The organism is Mixta sp. BE291 (assembly GCF_031457955.1).
Taxonomy (GTDB): Bacteria; Pseudomonadota; Gammaproteobacteria; order Enterobacterales; family Enterobacteriaceae; genus Mixta.
The window spans coordinates 369,853-387,237 of sequence record NZ_JAVDXN010000005.1 but is presented as its reverse complement, the minus strand read 5'-3'; the positions used below and the strand labels follow the sequence as shown (position 1 = coordinate 387,237).

15 protein-coding genes are annotated in these 17,385 nt (G+C 53.7%); 5 read left to right on the top strand and 10 right to left on the bottom strand.

Annotation, left to right across the window (positions count from 1 at the left end):
* Positions 1-63: 63 nt before the first annotated feature.
* From J2X14_RS14350 to J2X14_RS14335, 4 genes are all read right to left on the bottom strand, one after another.
* Entirely contained in the window at positions 64-807 is a 744-nt protein-coding gene (locus J2X14_RS14350; RefSeq protein ID WP_352411850.1) for a type 2 GTP cyclohydrolase I, read from the bottom strand.
* A 4-nt stretch (positions 808-811) separates the two neighbouring features.
* Positions 812-2,257, bottom strand: a complete 1,446-nt coding sequence (gene phrB, locus J2X14_RS14345; RefSeq protein ID WP_352411849.1) for a deoxyribodipyrimidine photo-lyase — start codon at positions 2,255-2,257, stop codon at positions 812-814.
* A gap of 21 nt (positions 2,258-2,278) precedes the next feature.
* Positions 2,279-3,232, bottom strand: a complete 954-nt coding sequence (locus J2X14_RS14340) for a YbgA family protein (protein WP_352411848.1) — start codon at positions 3,230-3,232, stop codon at positions 2,279-2,281.
* A 170-nt stretch (positions 3,233-3,402) separates the two neighbouring features.
* A complete protein-coding gene (locus J2X14_RS14335; RefSeq protein WP_352411893.1) occupies positions 3,403-3,603 on the bottom strand; it encodes a YbfA family protein in 201 nt (66 codons plus the stop codon).
* A gap of 255 nt (positions 3,604-3,858) precedes the next feature.
* Between J2X14_RS14335 and kdpE the strand changes: the two genes are divergently transcribed.
* Entirely contained in the window at positions 3,859-4,536 is a 678-nt protein-coding gene (gene kdpE / locus J2X14_RS14330; protein ID WP_352411847.1) for a two-component system response regulator KdpE, read from the top strand.
* A gap of 62 nt (positions 4,537-4,598) precedes the next feature.
* Here kdpE and pgm read toward each other — a convergent pair whose 3' ends face one another.
* Together pgm and seqA are read right to left on the bottom strand one after the other, a co-directional pair.
* Positions 4,599-6,239, bottom strand: coding sequence for a phosphoglucomutase (alpha-D-glucose-1,6-bisphosphate-dependent) (gene pgm / locus J2X14_RS14325; protein WP_352411846.1), 1,641 nt, complete (start codon positions 6,237-6,239; stop codon positions 4,599-4,601).
* 24 nt (positions 6,240-6,263) lie between these two features.
* Positions 6,264-6,815 (bottom strand): replication initiation negative regulator SeqA, encoded by a 552-nt coding sequence (gene seqA, locus J2X14_RS14320; protein WP_352411845.1) that lies wholly within the window; start codon positions 6,813-6,815, stop codon positions 6,264-6,266.
* A 256-nt stretch (positions 6,816-7,071) separates the two neighbouring features.
* On the opposite strand from seqA, the gene ybfF reads away from it, so the two are divergent.
* The 4 genes from ybfF to fur all read left to right on the top strand — a co-directional run bounded on the left by ybfF (position 7,072) and on the right by fur (position 9,743).
* The gene (ybfF, locus tag J2X14_RS14315; RefSeq protein WP_352411844.1) at positions 7,072-7,836 is read left to right on the top strand and encodes an esterase; all 765 of its coding nucleotides are present in this window, start codon (positions 7,072-7,074) and stop codon (positions 7,834-7,836) included.
* Positions 7,837-7,992: 156 nt separating this feature from the next.
* Positions 7,993-8,268: a LexA regulated protein gene (gene ybfE / locus J2X14_RS14310; RefSeq protein ID WP_352411843.1), complete on the top strand. Its 276-nt coding sequence runs from the start codon at positions 7,993-7,995 to the stop codon at positions 8,266-8,268.
* A 139-nt stretch (positions 8,269-8,407) separates the two neighbouring features.
* Positions 8,408-8,938, top strand: a complete 531-nt coding sequence (fldA, locus tag J2X14_RS14305) for a flavodoxin FldA (protein ID WP_352411842.1) — start codon at positions 8,408-8,410, stop codon at positions 8,936-8,938.
* A gap of 361 nt (positions 8,939-9,299) precedes the next feature.
* Positions 9,300-9,743, top strand: a complete 444-nt coding sequence (fur, locus tag J2X14_RS14300; RefSeq protein ID WP_352411841.1) for a ferric iron uptake transcriptional regulator — start codon at positions 9,300-9,302, stop codon at positions 9,741-9,743.
* An 81-nt stretch (positions 9,744-9,824) separates the two neighbouring features.
* Here the strand turns inward: fur and chiP are convergent, their stop codons facing one another.
* The 4 genes from chiP to nagE form a co-directional block, all read right to left on the bottom strand.
* A complete protein-coding gene (chiP, locus tag J2X14_RS14295) occupies positions 9,825-11,228 on the bottom strand; it encodes a chitoporin ChiP (RefSeq protein WP_352411840.1) in 1,404 nt (467 codons plus the stop codon).
* Between the two features lie 370 nt (positions 11,229-11,598).
* On the bottom strand, positions 11,599-12,849 hold the full coding sequence (gene mtr, locus J2X14_RS14290; RefSeq protein WP_352411839.1) for a tryptophan permease: 1,251 nt from the start codon (positions 12,847-12,849) through the stop codon (positions 11,599-11,601).
* Between the two features lie 352 nt (positions 12,850-13,201).
* Entirely contained in the window at positions 13,202-14,869 is a 1,668-nt protein-coding gene (gene glnS / locus J2X14_RS14285) for a glutamine--tRNA ligase (RefSeq protein ID WP_352411838.1), read from the bottom strand.
* 155 nt (positions 14,870-15,024) lie between these two features.
* Positions 15,025-17,058: an N-acetylglucosamine-specific PTS transporter subunit IIBC gene (gene nagE, locus J2X14_RS14280; protein ID WP_352411837.1), complete on the bottom strand. Its 2,034-nt coding sequence runs from the start codon at positions 17,056-17,058 to the stop codon at positions 15,025-15,027.
* Positions 17,059-17,385 lie beyond the last annotated feature (327 nt).

Here is a 17,385-nt window from a genome sequence, read left to right as displayed (position 1 = left end):
AAGCTCATGATAATTGCGACGGCGGCGACCGTCGCGATGTTAAAGAGAAAGCGTCAGGCGGGATCAGGCGGGGTTATCGATATCAATAAACGTGACATCCAACTGATGATGTGCGGCCAGCCATTCGCCCAGCGCACGAATACCGCCGCGCTCCGTGGCATGGTGACCGGCGGCAAAAAAGTGCAGGCCGTTTTCGCGCGCGCTGTGGATGGTCTGCTCTGACACTTCACCGGTAATAAACGCATCCACGCCAAAATCCGCCGCGCTGTCGATAAAACCCTGGCCGCCGCCGCTGCACCAGGCGATACGGCGTATCTGCTGCGGCGCATTATCACCGCAGTGCAACGGCTGACGCCCTAATACCTGGGCAATGCGCTGCGCCAGCTGCTCGCCGCTCAGGCTTGCGTCCAGCTCGCCCCACGGCACCAGCGGCTGCACTTCGCCCTGCACGCGGATTCCCAGCGCCTGCGCCAGCTGCGCGTTATTGCCGAGCTGCGGATGGGCGTCCAGCGGCAGATGCCAGCCATAGAGATTAATATCGTTCGCCAGCAGCGTGCGCAGCCGACGACGCTTCATGCCTTTGATTACCGGCGCTTCGTTTTTCCAGAAATAGCCGTGATGCACCATGACCGCATCCGCCTGTAAACGCACCGCTTCATCCAACAGCGCCTGGCTGGCTGTCACGCCGGTGACGATTTTTCGCACCTCAGCGCGCCCTTCGACCTGCAAGCCATTTGGCGCATAGTCGCTAAAGGCGGCGCTGTTCAGCTGTTGGTTGACGATCTGTTCCAGTTCAAAATTGTTCATTCACCTACTCCGGGGGCGTAACAGGGGACGCATTGCGCGCCGCTTCAAACATAGCTAAGGTTTTTTGTCGTGCCGCCTTATGTTCCACGATCGGCGCCGGATAATCGAGTCGCTGATTATTTTTCTTTGCCCAGCCGTGCGGATCGTGGATGGCGCTTTCAGGCACGTTCGCCAGCTCTGGTAGCCAGCGGCGAATAAACTCGCCCTGCTTATCAAACCGCTCGCCCTGAGTGGTGGGATTGAAAATACGAAAATAGGGCGCGGCATCGGTTCCGGTTGAGGCGGCCCACTGCCAGCCGCCGTTATTTGCCGCCAGATCGCCATCAATCAGCTTTGACATAAAATAGCGCTCGCCCAGCTGCCAGTTGATCTGCAAATCTTTCACCAGAAAGCTGGCGGTGATCATGCGCAGCCGGTTATGCATCCAGCCGGTGCGGTTCATCTGGCGCATCGCCGCATCCACAATCGGATAGCCGGTTTTACCCTGTTGCCAGGCGCTCAAATGCGCTGGGTTATCCTGCCAGGCCACGTTTTTCGTCCAGGGCATAAAGGGCTGGTTTTTACACAGTGCCGGAAACGCCACCAGCAGGTGACGATAAAAATCGCGCCAGATTAATTCATTCAACCAGACGCTGGCCTGCCCCGCTTCCAGCGTCTGCGGCTGCTCGCGCAGTAAACGGTGCAGGCATTGGCGGGGCGACAGCGTGCCGGTCGCCAGGCAGACGGATAATCTGCTGGTGGCGTCCTGCGCTGGCAGATCGCGCTGTTCAGCATAGGTCAGCACTGGCTGACGGCAAAACGTTCGCAGCTGCTGTAGCGCAGCGGCTTCTCCTGGCGGAAAACGCTGATGATCAAACGCTTCGCGGGGATAATCGAAAGGCGTTAACGCAGGTAAATTTTCCAGCGGCGTTTCACTGCGCGCGTCGGGTGCGGGCAAACATTCCGGCAGCCAGGTACGCAGGCGCGCCAGATACGCTTTACTGAACGGCGTAAAAACTTTGTACATTTTTTGACTGCCGGTTTGCACACTGCCGGGCGGCAGAAGCACGCTGTCGTCAAAACCCTGTACCGTTACGCCCTGCTGCGTCAGCCTGCGCTCCGCGGCGGCATCGCGTTCGCGCTCGTTAAACTCATATTGATAGTTATAAAACAGCGCATCGACCTGCTGCTGCCGACAAAAATCGCTCAGATAGTCCACCGAGGCGCTAAAGTCGGCACACTGGTGGTAATGCAGAATAATGCCTTTTGCCGCCAGCGCCTGCTGTAAAAGCTGCAGGCTGTGCCAGATATAATCAGCCTGACGCGGCGACATATCATGCTGACGCCACTGCTGCGGCGTAGCGATAAATAGCGCGATTACCTTTGCCTCGCGCTGGCGACAGGCGGCCCACAGCGCGCTGTTGTCGTTGATGCGCAGATCGTTGCGCAGCCAGACCAAATGGGTGGCCATTACCTCTCCTGAATGCTCAACTCATCGCCCGTAGCGCAGACGCAGCGCTTCGGGATAGGGTTCGAAATAGCGCTGCTGTGATAGCCACTCGTGCGGATACTCTTTCATATAATGTTTAAGCAGCGTAATCGGGGCCAGCAGCGGCTGTAACCCCTGGCGATAGCGGTCGATAAGCGACGCCAGCTCCTGACGCTGCGCTGAAGTCAATTGTTTGCGGAAGTAGCCCTGCACGTGCATTAAAACGTTGGTGTGATTGCGGCGCGTGGCGGGATGCTTCATCAACTTCATCAGACGATCGCGATAGTCGATGGCATACGCTTCCAGCGAAGGATAATCGTTCATTGCCGCGACAAACGGCCCCAGCTCACGATATTCCGGCTGTGAATGCGCCAGCAGCAGTAATTTATAGCGGGTGTGAAACGTCATCAGCTTATGCGCCGTCAGCCCTTCCTGCCAGAGCTGATTAAATTCATGCAGCGCATAGACGCGCCCGACAAAGTTTTCTCGCAGCGTATCGTCATGCAGACGTCCATCTTCTTCCATTGGCAGCCACGGCATCTCCTGCTGTAGCGCACGGGCAAAGATCCCGACGCCCTCTTTGCGATTATTGTTGCTATCAGGTTCGTAAATACGCACCCGCTCCATGCCGCAGCTGGGCGATTTGGCGCACAGGATATAGCCGCACAGGTGATGCAGCCCGGCGACTTTTTCACTGGCGAAATCTTGCATCTGCTCAGTGATCGCTTCGCCGCCGTTTTTGCTGAAGCAAAGTGAGACCTCATCCTGGTTTTTGACCAGACGCAGCGCCGGGCGCGGCACCGGCAAACCAATGGCCATTTCCGGGCAGATGGGCTCATAACGAACATAGGGCGCCAGCTCTTGCGTCGCGAAAGTCAGCCGTTTGTGTCCGCCATCAAAACGCACGCTGTCGCCAAGTAAACAGGCACTAATTCCTACCGGGATCTTCTCGCTCATACTTGTACAACCTCAAACTTCTTGTATAAGTTTAAGTGTAGCTGAAGCTGCGCAGTGGCGCACCGAAAATCCTGTGACGCTGTGGTATAACGCAAAAAAATCCCGCCTGCGTGGCGGGATTGTTATCAGCGGAGAGCCTCAGCCTGACAGGGCGAATGAGAAAACCGGTACTAGTAGAAATCGCTGCCTGCGGCTTCCGCCTGCGCTAACCAAACGGGCTTGCTGCTGGTTTTGCTCCAGACGCGATGCAGATAACTGTAAAAACGCGCACGATCGCTGCGCAGCAGCATAACCGGTAGCGCCAGCAGGCCGATGATCACCACGGCTGTGCGACGCAGGATAATTTTATGCAAAGGGTAACTGGAATAGATCACCGGAGCCTCCCAACAGGTTAAACAGCCACAAATCGTTCATTAGTTAATCATGATACGTCGCATTGCGTAATTTTACTACTCATCCGACCACTAAAATGATGAAAAAAAGCGCAGCGTTACGCTTTTATGTAATTGAGTTACATAGATGTTAATTATGGGTAACTGACTTGTGCAATTCAGCCATTTTCGACGCAAAGCGCAGCGGGGTTTGCTACAGTGCGTTTTCCGTTACGGCGTTGGAGAGTCTCCGGTTTGACCAGCGTACTGATTGTTGAAGATGAAAAAGAGATCCGCCGTTTCCTGCGCGTGGCGCTGGAAAACGAAACCCTGCGCGTTTATGACAGCGAAACGTTACAGCGCGGATTAATCGAAGCCGCAACCCGTAAACCCGATTTAGTTATTCTTGATCTTGGCTTGCCGGATGGCGATGGCATCGATTTTATTCGTGATTTCCGCCAGTGGAGCAGCGTGCCGGTGATAGTGCTCTCTGCGCGCTGTGACGAGCAGGATAAAATTCAGGCGCTGGATGCGGGCGCGGATGATTTCCTGACCAAGCCGTTTGGCGTGGGCGAATTACTGGCACGTGTGCGGGTGGCGCTGCGCCGTCAGGCGGGACAACAGACGCTTAACGCGCAGGTAGCGTTTGGCCAGGTGCAGGTGGATCTCGCCGCGCACCATATCGTGCGTGAAGGTGAAACGCTGCATCTGACGCCAACCGAGTTTCGTTTGCTGGCGCTATTGCTGAACAACCCCGGCAAGGTGCTGACGCAGCGCCAGCTGTTAAGCCATGTCTGGGGACCAAACGCGGTGGAACACAGCCATTATTTGCGCATCTATATGGGCCATCTGCGGCAAAAGCTGGAGCAGGATCCCGCCCGCCCGGCGCATCTGCTGACTGAAACCGGCATCGGCTACCGCTTTATGCCGTAACTGTGCGATACAGGTGAAAAAAAAGGCGCTGAATATCAGCGCCTTGTGCGTATTGATTAGTCTCAGGCGTTTTTCAGCACTGCGCTAACAATCTCTACCGCTTCTTTTTCGATTTTTTCGCGATGTTCCGCACCGAGGAAGCTTTCACAATAAATTTTGTAGGCATCTTCGGTACCGGACGGACGCGCGGCAAACCAGCCGTTTTCCGTCATCACTTTCAGGCCGCCAATGGAGGCGCCATTGCCCGGCGCGCTGGTTAAACGCGCAGTGATCGGATCGCCCGCCAGCGTGGCGGCGCTCACCATTTCCGGCGACAGTTTCGACAGCGCAGCTTTCTGCGCGGACGTGGCTGATGCCTGTAAACGGTTGTAGCTCGGCGCGCCGAAACGCTCTGCCAGCTCGTCGTAGTGCTGCTGCGGGTTTTTACCGGTTACCGCGGTGATTTCCGCCGCCAACAGGCAAAGAATGATCCCGTCTTTATCGGTGGACCACGGCGTGCCGTCAAAGCGCAGGAAAGAGGCACCGGCGCTCTCTTCGCCGCCAAAGCCGAAGCTGCCGTCAAACAGGCCATCAACAAACCATTTGAAGCCCACCGGCACTTCCACCAGTTTACGACCAATATCGTTAACCACGCGGTCAATCATGGCGCTGGAAACCAGGGTTTTACCCACGGCGACGTCTTTGCCCCACTGCGGACGATGCTGGAACAGATAGTTGATCGCGACAGCCAGATAGTGGTTCGGATTCATCAGGCCGGCCGGCGTCACGATGCCGTGACGGTCGTAGTCCGGGTCATTGCCGAAGGCCAGATCGAACTTATCGCGCAGCGCCAGCAGGCCAGCCATCGCGCATTCTGATGAGCAGTCCATACGCACCACGCCATCTTTATCCAGATGCATAAAGCGGAAGGTCTGATCGATCGCGTCATTAACGATGGTGAGATCCAGCTGGTAATGCTCGGCGATGCGTTTCCAGTATTCCATGCCGGAACCGCCCAGCGGATCGACACCGATTTTCAGGCCCGCTTTTTTAATCGCGTCCATGTCCACGACCTGCGCCAGCCCTTCAATATAAGGCTGAATCAGATCCTGTTCCTGAATATGGCCGCTGGCCCAGGCCTGCTCCAGCGGCAGGCGTTTTACTTCCTGCAGATCGTTTTGAATCAGCTGATTCGCGCGATCTTCCACCACTTTGGTGACGTTGGTATCAGCTGGCCCGCCGTTCGGCGGATTGTATTTAATCCCGCCATCTTCCGGCGGGTTATGGGACGGCGTGATCACAATGCCGTCAGCCTGAGCGCCGCCCGCTTTGTTATGCTCAAGGATGGCGTTGGAAATGGCCGGCGTCGGCGTATAGCCGTTATCCTGTTGCACAATGACATCAACGCCATTCGCCGCTAACACTTCCAGTACGGAAATGATCGCAGGCTCTGACAGCGCGTGCGTATCTTTACCCACGTAGCAAGGGCCAGTAATCCCGTTCTTTTTACGTTCTTCAGCAATGGCCTGGGCGATTGCCAGAATATGCGTTTCATTGAAACTCTGGCGTCCGGCGCTGCCGCGATGCCCTGAGGTGCCAAATTTCACCGCGTGTTCCGCATTCCCTTTTTCTGGCTGCAGAACGTAATACTGGGATGTTAATTGTGCAACGTTAATCAAATCGCTCTGCTGGGCGGGCTGCCCGGCACGGGGGTGATTGGCCATTGGCGCTTCTCCCTGACGCTTCAGTTAAATGGTGCCGCAAACCTTATCTGACAGCTCCGGTGGGAACTGCATAGCCAGCATAATATGTTCCACCATGCTGCATTTGCGGCCTGTGTTAGTGTTAGTGATCACCCAATACGGCGTGCCGGGTACATGCTTCGGCTTAGTATGGGTGCCATGCTGTAACAGTGTCTGTTCATCAGCCGCAAAGTAAACGCGGGTGCGTCCCTGCAGCGATGCGGTGGCCTCGGCAAACGCGTCGGGATCAAGACGATAGAGCGTCGATAAAATCAGCATAAAGCGATTTACCGCTTTATTCTGCTCGGCGTACTCATCAGAGAGTAGCAGCTCACGCACCGCCCGCACCCGATCTTGCGCGCGCGTGGTTGGCTTGCTGACTTCGGTTTCCTGACTCACGCTAACAACAGGAGCCACAGGGGCAGCCGCAACCGGTGCATGCTGACCCGCGGTAAATTTCAACATCCGCCGTAAAATGTCGGAGGCGCTTTCACCAATGTGCTGCGTGTGGCTGGCAATATAGCGATAGAGTTCTTCGTCGACTTCAATCGTTTTCATCTTTATCCGTACGGTAATTGCTTGTGGCAGAATCAGGCGCAGCGCGTAGTAGCAAATTTCAGCTGTACAAACTGTGCGCTGGTTCTAACATAAGGATTATAAAGTTAAATCCTGCGGGTCGGTAGCGACGTTGGCGCTTGCAGGCAAAAGTCAGAATATGCCGCAAAGCAACCCGGCAAACAACCACTGACTCACCGGCAGGGAATATGTAAACCATGATAACCTATGCTTTCCTTTCAACTGTAAGAACTTTGCCATGAATTTGAATACTCGCCTGCAAACTGAACAGTCCGATCGCGACGCCCTTCCCATTCTGCTGATTCATGGCCTGTTTGGCAGCCTGGATAATTTAGGCGTGCTGGCGCGCGGTTTAAAAGCGGATCGTCCGTTGATCCAGGTGGATGTGCGTAACCATGGCCTTTCGCCGCGCAGCCCGGAGATGTCCTATCGGGCGATGGCGCAGGATATGCTGGATACGCTTGATGCGCACGGCATCGATAAAGTGGCGGTGATCGGTCACTCCATGGGCGGCAAAATCGCCATGACCATGACGGCGCTGGCGCCCGAACGTATTGCGCAGCTGGTGCTGGTGGATATTGCCCCGGTTGATTATCGCACCCGCCGCCACGATGAGATTTTCGCCGCGGTGAATGCGGTTACCGCCGCCCAGGTACAGCAACGTAGCGAAGCGGCCAGCGTAATGCGCGCTATCCTTGCTGAAGAAGGGGTGATTCAGTTTCTGTTGAAATCTTTCCATGAGGGCGCGTGGCGTTTTAATGTTCCGGCGCTGTGGGACAACTACACAACGATTTCCGGCTGGGAAGAGGTGCCCGCCTGGCACGGCCCGGCGCTGTTTATTCGTGGCGAGCTATCGCCTTATCTTGATGATATTCATCGCAATGCGCTGCTGGCGCAGTTTCCCGCCGCGCGCGCCCATGTCATCGCTGGCGCAGGGCACTGGGTTCATGCAGAAAAACCGGATGCGGTGCTGCGGGCGGTACGGCGTTTTTTAGCGTTGTAAAAGCAATATGTTAACGGCGTAACAAAGATTGTTCTCACTCTTTCGTCAGGGTATGATGGCGCGCTAAAATTTTGCCGCCGAAAAACGGGCGGTAAACCGGCCCAAAATGTCACCATGCGCGGCGCAAACGCGCAGCCCATTCAGTATCACGATTCTATGGCAAAAGAACACACGGACCGGACCACGCTCGATCTCTTTGCAGATGAACGTCGCCCGGGACGCCCGAAAACCAGTCCGCTGTCGCGTGATGAGCAACTTCGTATCAACAAGCGCAACCAGCTGAAGCGTGACAAGGTCCGCGGGTTACGGCGCGTTGAACTGAAGATGAACAGTGAGGCCGTTGATGCGCTTAACGCGATGGCGGCCGAACGCGGTCTCAGCCGCAGCGAGCTGATCGAAGAGATGATTCTCGCCCAGTTGCAGGCGCGCTGAACGGCTAAGAGAAGCGCACTGAGAAACAAATGCAGCGGCTTTACGAGTTCCGCCTCCTGACGGTCTCTGCTATTATTGCCGTAATCTGCAGACAACGGGCAGTTACCATATTTTTAAGTTTCAAGAGGTTACTAAACTCATGGCAATCGTAGGTATTTTCTTTGGCAGCGATACCGGCAATACAGAAAACATTGCAAAGATGATCCAGAAGCAGCTCGGTAACGATGTTGCCGAAGTTCATGATATTGCCAAGAGCAGTAAAGAAGATCTGGAAGCTTTTGATATTCTGCTGTTAGGTATCCCCACCTGGTACTACGGCGAAGCGCAGTGCGACTGGGATGATTTCTTCCCGACGCTGGAAGAGATCGACTTTAACGGTAAGCTGGTGGCGCTGTTTGGCTGTGGCGATCAGGAAGATTACGCGGAATATTTCTGTGATGCGATGGGCACCATCCGCGATATTATCGAGCCGAACGGTGCGGTGATCGTGGGTCACTGGCCGACCGAAGGCTACCATTTTGAAGCGTCAAAAGGCCTGGCGGATGATAAACACTTCCTGGGCTTAGCCATTGATGAAGATCGTCAGCCTGAATTGACCAACGAACGCGTTGATAAATGGGTAAAACAGATTTATGCAGAACTTCAGCTGCAGGAAATTCTGGAAGCCTGATTTAACGCGCATTGTGCTGTAAATCACATTGCGTAACAGGTTTTTCCTATAGAAATGATAGGTACGGGTTTGAAAATTTTATCAATGAGTCGGTAGAATACCCGTATCGGTCACGCGCTTTCCTGCCGTTGTGCTGCAAAGCGGCAGGATTAAGCGAAATGTAAACACAGCACCTAATGAGCATGAACAACGCCGGACGTAGCGAACTTCTCTTTACTTCCACTTGCGATTTCACGCGCACCCTTACGGTTTCCATTTCGAAGCATCAGTTCTATAATGAGACGCTATTAGCTTAGCGTCGACCGATGTTCATGGCTGTTCAGCCACATTGTGACTAGCAAAGTAACAGGACAATATCCGCATGACTGACAATAACACCGCATTAAAGAAGGCCGGCCTGAAGGTCACTCTTCCGCGACTAAAAATCCTGGAAGTGCTTCAGGGACCTGAGAGCCATCACGTCAGTGCGGAAGAGTTATATAAGCGTCTGATTGATATGGGCGAAGAGATCGGACTGGCGACGGTTTATCGCGTCCTGAACCAGTTTGACGATGCCGGTATCGTTACGCGTCATAACTTTGAAGGCGGTAAATCCGTTTTCGAACTGACCCAGCAGCAGCACCACGATCACCTGATCTGCCTGGACTGCGGCAAGGTTATTGAATTTAGTGATGAGTCAATCGAAACTCGCCAGCGTGAAATCGCCACGCGTCACGGTATTAAACTGACCAACCACAGCCTCTATCTGTATGGTCATTGCGCTTCCGGCGACTGCCGCGAAGACGAAACATTACACGATAAATAATCAATTACGCTATGCAGTAATATGAAAACCGGTGCTCAGGCACCGGTTTTTTTATGCTTTGCGCTGCGCGTTTTGCGCCATTTAGAAAATGGTGAACGGCGCAATCACTATGAACTTCACATCTTTTTCGTCCTGGAAGAGATTGCCATATCCGCCGCTGCCGCTGGGGAGAGTGCTGTGGTTGTCGTAACGGGTAAAGTGCAGTTTAAACAGCGTATCCTTCGCCCTGCCCTCCTGAACGGTGTAAAGCAGATCCAGATTCCAGGCGGATTCACGAATGCGTTGCTGTTGATCCCACTGCGCGCCACTGGCTGGTTTAGCATCCCAGCCCCAGACATAGGATGTCCCCACCGTCCAGCCCGCCAGATCCCAGCCGCTCAAATCATACATCACACCGGCAAAAACCGCTTTTTCACCGTTGGCGTTCCAGTCGGAGCGCGCATCCCACCAGATATCAAGACGTCCGTTAGAACTGGCATAGGATGGCGTCATACGCTGCAGGAAATACCCCTGATTGCCTTCCGCTTTCACCCAGGTGCCTTCCAGGCGAAAATCAAACGGCCCCTGGTTGTAGCCGAAGGTTAGCGCCTGCAGCCAGGCTAAACCATCATAAACATCATTGCTGTTCGCCGCGCCTCCGCTTTCCCGATCGTGCGCCCCGTAAAACTGGTAGCTGGCGAGCAAATCATTACCGGCCAGCGGCAGCGTCCATGAGGCTTTGGCGAAATATTGATCCATGTAATCTGCCGCCTGGCCCCATGAGGCTTCCAGAATTAACTGGTTCTTAAAATCGTAACGTGCGCCGACCGCGTGCAGCCAGGGAATACCGGTTTTGCCATCGGCCTTACGGAATGAATAGAAGTGCTGATACCAGGGCGCTTTATAGCGATCGCTCCAGACATAAGAGATATCCAGCGCGCCCGCATCGGCCAGATCCTGATGCACACCCGCTTCTACCGCGCGGTAGGTGCCGGGCAACAGGCTCCAGTGCGGCGTAAGCAGCGTTTGCCCTTGAGGTTGCAGATAACCTGCGCGCAGCCAGTAATTATCCGCTTTCATTTTCAATGCCGCTTTATATAAGCTGACACCGCTGCGATCGCCGCCCCAGTCCTCATCCCAGGCATTTCTCGCTTTGCTGAAGCCAATTTCGTTTGGCGCTGCCGGGCCGCTGTTGCTGACTTCCAGCGCACCATATAACGCCACATCCAGCCCAATAAAACCGGCCGCATAGCCAGAGCTAAAATCCAGGCTGGTGTTAATCGTGGAGTGATGCAAATTAGCCTGATATTGACCATATTTTTCACTGTCAGGCTGCATTTCTTTGCGGTCGCGCTGACGTTGCCAGTAATAGGCAGCGCCGGTAAGTGAGGCATCGTCCCAAAAACCGGCGGCATGAGCGGATGGAAGGATAGTAAGACCTGAAAGGGCTGTTATAACGGAAACTGACCAGCTAATAGCCTTACGCTTCCCTGTAAAGGCACGCATAATTAATTCCTCTTTAATGGGAAAATAAAAAACGCCAACAGCAACGGCAGTTAAAATAATCAACCGCGTGCAAATAAGGGTATTTTTCGTGGCGCGAATTATCAATACACCAAAGAGGAAAATTAACAAACCATGACATCACCCGCATAAAATTCGGGATAAATTAACAATAAAGAAAACTATTCATCGCAAGAAAAATGATTATATTCAGCAACTTCTTTCTCTATGCGCGAAAGGTATATTAATGCATTTATAACGCGATAAATTTATCGCTAATTTAATTATTTAAACCCAATTAATTATGGCGACAAATAAATATAGAAATGAAGCTTATTCTCAGGACGAGCAACGTGTCGTCCTGAGAATATATTTAGCGGGCGTAAACCGGAAGCAGATCAGCGTAACTTAGTAGTGAAACAATAATATTCAGCGCGGCAAAAACCAGCACCAGTAACACTGGCAGGTTGCCTCCTTTTAAACGCCAGTTCTGCGTGTGCGGGAAGCGCTGCCTGGCGCGCCAGACCAGCAGCGCTGGCGTAATAACCGCCCAAACGGTAGCAGCCAGCCCGGCATAGCCAATCGCCATCAGGAAGCCATTCGGCCAGATTAACGCCGCAGAAAGCGGAACGATAAACGTCAATAACGTGGTTTTTAAGCGCCCTTTCGCGCTGTTATCTGTGCTTAATAAATCAGCCAGATAATCAAATAGCCCCAGCGTAACGCCAAGGAAGGAGCTGGCAACGGCGAAAGTGGAGAAAATAGTCAGCAGCAGACTAAGCGAGGTGCTTTGCAGCAAATGGCCTAACGCATCCACTAACGCATCAATGTTGCCGCCGCGTTGAGCGATGGCAATAAAATCTGTGCGTGGAATATTTCCCATGGTGCCGATAATCCACACCAGATAAATAAGCAGTGCCGACAGCGTGCCCAGCAGTAAGCAGCGCGCAACCTTATTACCGTCTCGCCGGTAGTAGCCGATTAGTCCGGAAATATTGCCATGATAGCCAAAGGAAGCCAGGCAAAAAGGAATCACCATCCAGCCGTAGCGCAGATAGTGACTATCCGCTCCGCCCGCGTTAAACAGCAACGCCGGGCTAACGTGTCCGAGCAGGCCGCCAAACAGCAGGAAAAAAGTGATCACTTTCGCGCCCAGGAAGATCAGCGTAATCCGGCTAACCGCAGCGGTTCCCAGCCAGACAAACAGCGCCACCAGCAGCGTAAAGCCGAGCCCTGCCGCCCTGGCGGAAACCGGCATCGCCAGCGTTGCGAACGTATGTTGCAAAATAGCGCCGCTGGCTGAGATATAGGCATAAGTCAGGATCCCCAGCACAAAGAGGATAGATGCGCCATTCAACAGGTTCCAGCGGCGTCCCAGCAGGTCACGCGTCAGCGTATCGAAACCGGCAGCGCCCGGATAATGCAGGCTCGCCTCCAGAAACATTAACCCCGACAGCAACATACACAGCCAGGTAAGTAGCAGGATAGCTGACGACCAGCTAAACCAGGCGCCGGACATAACCACCGGCAGGGAGAACATACCGGCGCCGACCACCGTGCCGGTAATGATGAGCGTGCCCCATAATATTGAGGGAAGTTTACCGGCGGAAACCGCTGTTTCCATGATGCGTCCTTAGAATGATATCTGTTCATTTAATGTTCAGCTGGCGCGCTGTCTGGCAGAGCAACCCTTAAAGCAGATATTCTACCTGATAGTGAACTCATGAACTAGTACATAACGGCGAGAGAAATGAAATCCGTTGCAGGGAAGTAGCGGCAGCGTCGCTACAGGAGGTGTGGCAGCGTCGTTACAGGAGGTGCGGCGGCATCGCTACAGGAGATAGTAAGGGCATCGTTCAGAAGGTAGCGACAGCATCGCTGCAGGATGCCGCATGCCTTACCGTGAGATGCCACAGGTAATGGTTTGTCCATAAAAAAAGGCGGCTCACTGAGCCGCCTCGTTGCATTACGCTAGCTTATTCGCCGCTTTTAGCCCAGGTATCACGCAGGCCAACGGTACGGTTAAAGACCAGCTGCTGCGCGCTGGAGTAAACGCTGTCGGCGCAGAAATAGCCTTCACGTTCAAACTGGTAAGGCGATGTGGCTTCCGCCTGCTTCAGACCTGGCTCAACAAAACCTTGCTTGATCACCAGTGACTCCGGGTTAATGGTGGCGAGGAAATCCTCCGCTGCGCCCGGATTCGGCACGCTAAACAGGCGGTCGTAAAGACGGAACTCGGCCGGTGCCGCATGCTCTGCCGATACCCAGTGGATCACGCCTTTTACTTTACGACCATCGGCCGGATCTTTGCTCAGCGTATCAACATCACAAGTGCAGAAAATGCAGGTGATATTGCCATCTTCATCTTTCGCAACCCGCTCGGCGCGAATAACGTAGGCATTCCGCAGACGCACTTCTTTACCCAGCACCAGACGCTTGTACTGTTTATTGGCTTCCTCGCGGAAATCAGCGCGATCGATCCAGATTTCACGGCTAAACGGCACGGTACGCGTGCCCATTTCCGGTTTATTCGGATGATTCGGCATGCTGATGATCTCTTCATGACCCGCAGGCAGGTTCTCAATCACCACTTTTAGCGGATCGAGGACGGCCATGGCGCGCGGCGCATTCTCATTGAGATCGTCACGGATACAGGATTCCAGCGACGCCATTTCCACGATGTTGTCCTGCTTGGTCACGCCGATACGGCGGCAGAAATCGCGAATAGAGGCGGCGGTATAACCACGACGACGCAGGCCTGAAACGGTCAGCATGCGCGGATCGTCCCAGCCTTCCACCACTTTCTCGGTCACCAGCAGGTTCAGCTTACGCTTGGACATAATGGCGTATTCGAGATTCAGACGAGAAAACTCGTACTGACGCGGATGTACCGGAATCGAGATGTTATCCAGCACCCAGTCATACAGGCGACGGTTATCCTGGAACTCCAGCGTACAGAGCGAATGGGTGATCCCTTCCAGCGCATCGGAAATGCAGTGGGTGAAATCGTACATCGGATAGATGCACCATTTATTGCCGGTCTGATGATGCTCGGCGAATTTCACCCGGTACAGCACCGGATCGCGCATCACGATAAAGTTAGAGGCCATATCGATTTTGGCGCGCAGGCAGGCGGCGCCTTCAGCGAATTCACCGTTGCGCATTTTTTCAAACAGCGCCAGGTTTTCTTCCACGCTGCGATCGCGATACGGGCTGTTTTTACCCGGCGACGTCAGGGTGCCGCGATATTCACGGATCTGCTCCGGCGACAGCTCATCGACATAAGCCAGGCCTTTGTTGATCAGTTCAATGGCGTAGTGATAAAGCTGATCAAAATAGTTGGAGGAGTAACAGACTTCACCACTCCACTGGAAACCTAACCATTGCACATCACGTTTGATCGATTCGACATACTCAATATCTTCTTTCGCCGGATTGGTATCGTCAAAACGCAGGTTACACTCGCCCTGATAATCTTGCGCGATGCCAAAATTCAGGCAGATCGATTTTGCGTGACCAATATGCAGATAGCCATTGGGTTCCGGTGGAAAACGGGTATGCACACTGCTGTGCTTACCGCTCGCCAAATCTTCGTCAATGATCTGACGAATAAAATTAGTTGGGCGGGCTTCAGCCTCACTCATCACTGTATCCTCAACACGAAAAGTCTGGTCGTTATAACCATGAAATAACGGCTATGATCCACAAAGCGTGCAAGGGAAACAACCGTTTGTTGGCACTGAGACAGAAAAAAGGCAGGAATCGCTTCCTGCCTGGAGAGGTTTAACGCAAAGGCGCGTTATTTCTGGATTTCGTACAGTTTACTTTCGCCAGCAACCACCGTTCCGGTTGCCAGTAACGTCATTCCGGCAAAATCATCGCTGTTGCTTACCACCACCGGGCTAATCATCGAGCGGGCGTTGGCATTCAGGAAATCAAGATCCATTTCCAGCACCGGCTGACCTGCGCTCACGGTCGCGCCCTCTTCCACCAGACGCGTAAAGCCTTTACCCGCTAACGCCACGGTATCCAGCCCCATATGCACCACGATTTCCACGCCGTTTTCCGTTTCCAGGCAGAACGCATGGTTGGTGTTGAAGATTTTCACCAGCGTACCGGCAATCGGCGCAACGACCGTTTTCCCGGTAGGCTTGATGGCCACGCCATCGCCAACCGCTTTGCTGGCAAACGCTTCATCGGGAACCTGATCAATCGGCACGATTTCACCGCTTACCGGTGCCAGCAGCGTGGCGATCGTTTGCTTAGCGGCAGCCGGAGCCGCCTTCGCTGCGGGTTCAACGGCGCTGACCGGGGCAACGTTAAGGGATGCGGCAACCGGCCCTTTCGCCAGGACGTTTTTCATCGCGGAGGCGATCAACTCCGCCTGGGTGCCGACAATAATCTGCACGCTCTCTTTATTCAGACGGATTACGCCGGAGGCACCTAAACGCTTCGCCAGGTTCTCATTCAGCGCAGCGCTGTCTTTCACATTCAGGCGCAGGCGCGTAATGCAGGCATCGATGCGGGTCAGGTTATCGGAGCCGCCAACAGCGCTGATATAGCGGCGCGCCAGCGATTCTGTTTCCGTTTCGCCCTGTACGTCATGTTCGACATTCACATCGTAACCATCGGTTTCATCACCGGAAACCGCCAGTTCACGTCCTGGGGTTAACAGATTGAATTTTTTGATGGTAAAGCGGAACACCAGATAATAGATAACAAAGAACACCAGCCCCTGCGGGATCAGCATGTACCACTGCGTAGCTAACGGATTGCGCGATTGCAGCGCCATATCCACCAGCCCGGCGCTAAAGCCGAAGCCGGAAATCCAGTGCATGGTCGCAGCGATAAACACCGAGATACCGGTCAACGCCGCATGGATCACATACAGTACCGGCGCCACAAACATAAAGGAGAATTCCAGCGGTTCGGTAATTCCGGTAAAGAACGCCGCAAACGCCGCGGCGATCATGATGCCGCCCACTTTGGCGCGGTTTTCCGGGTGCGCGCACTGATAAATCGCCAGCGCAGCGCCCGGCAGGCCAAACATCATAATCGGGAAAAAGCCCGCCTGATATTGACCGGTTATACCAACAATGCCTTTGCCGCTGGCGATAGACTGCGCGCCGCCAAGGAAATTAGGAATGTCATTGATGCCCGCAACGTCAAACCAGAAAACGGAGTTCAACGCATGGTGCAGACCCACCGGAATCAGCAGACGGTTAAAGAATGCATAGACACCGGCGCCGACCGAACCGAGTTTCTGGATATGTTCGCCAAAGTTAACCAGCGCGTTAAAAATAAGCGGCCAGATATACATCAGGATAAAAGCGACCAGAATCATCAGGAAGGAGACCAGAATCGGCACCAGCCTGCGACCGCTAAAGAAAGAGAGCGCTTTCGGCAGTTCCACATGGCTAAAGCGGTTATACACCTCAGCGGACAGGATCCCCACCAGAATACCGACAAACTGGTTATCGATTTTGCCGAACGCGGCCGGCACCTGCTCCAGCGGCATTTTCTGAATCATCGCCACCGCAGCCGGAGAACAGAGCGTGGTAACAACCAAAAAGCCGACAAAGCCCGACAGCGCGGCGGCGCCGTCTTTATCTTTCGACATGCCATAAGCGATACCTACCGCAAACAGCGCAGGCATATGCTCGATAATGGCGCCGCCCGATTTGATCAGCAGCGCCGCCATTGCATTACTCGCACCCCAACTATCGGGATCGAGCCAGTAGCCGACGCCCATTAAAATCGCGGCGGCGGGTAGCGTAGCGACAGGCACCATGAGCGCCCGACCCACCTTTTGTAAATAACCCAGAATATTCACTCTTTCCCCCTGTGAGAATCAAAAAAGGCCTCTGAAGCTGTTACTTTTATTATCACATTCTTCAGATAACCAATCGAAAGAACAGCCTGCAATGCAGTGTAAGAGGGATTTAATTCGCTTCGCAAATTAAAACCGCTCCGTATGTGACACTTATCACCATAAACTTATTTTCGCTTTGCATAATACTGGTTATCTTTTCGTACTTATTTTATGATTAAAAATATCAGGACGGCACTCTCCTTATAACCAGCACTCATTGCGCGAAATACGCTTAGTTACGTGGTTTAACCGTCCATTATCCGGTTTAAATACTCCTACTTAAACGAG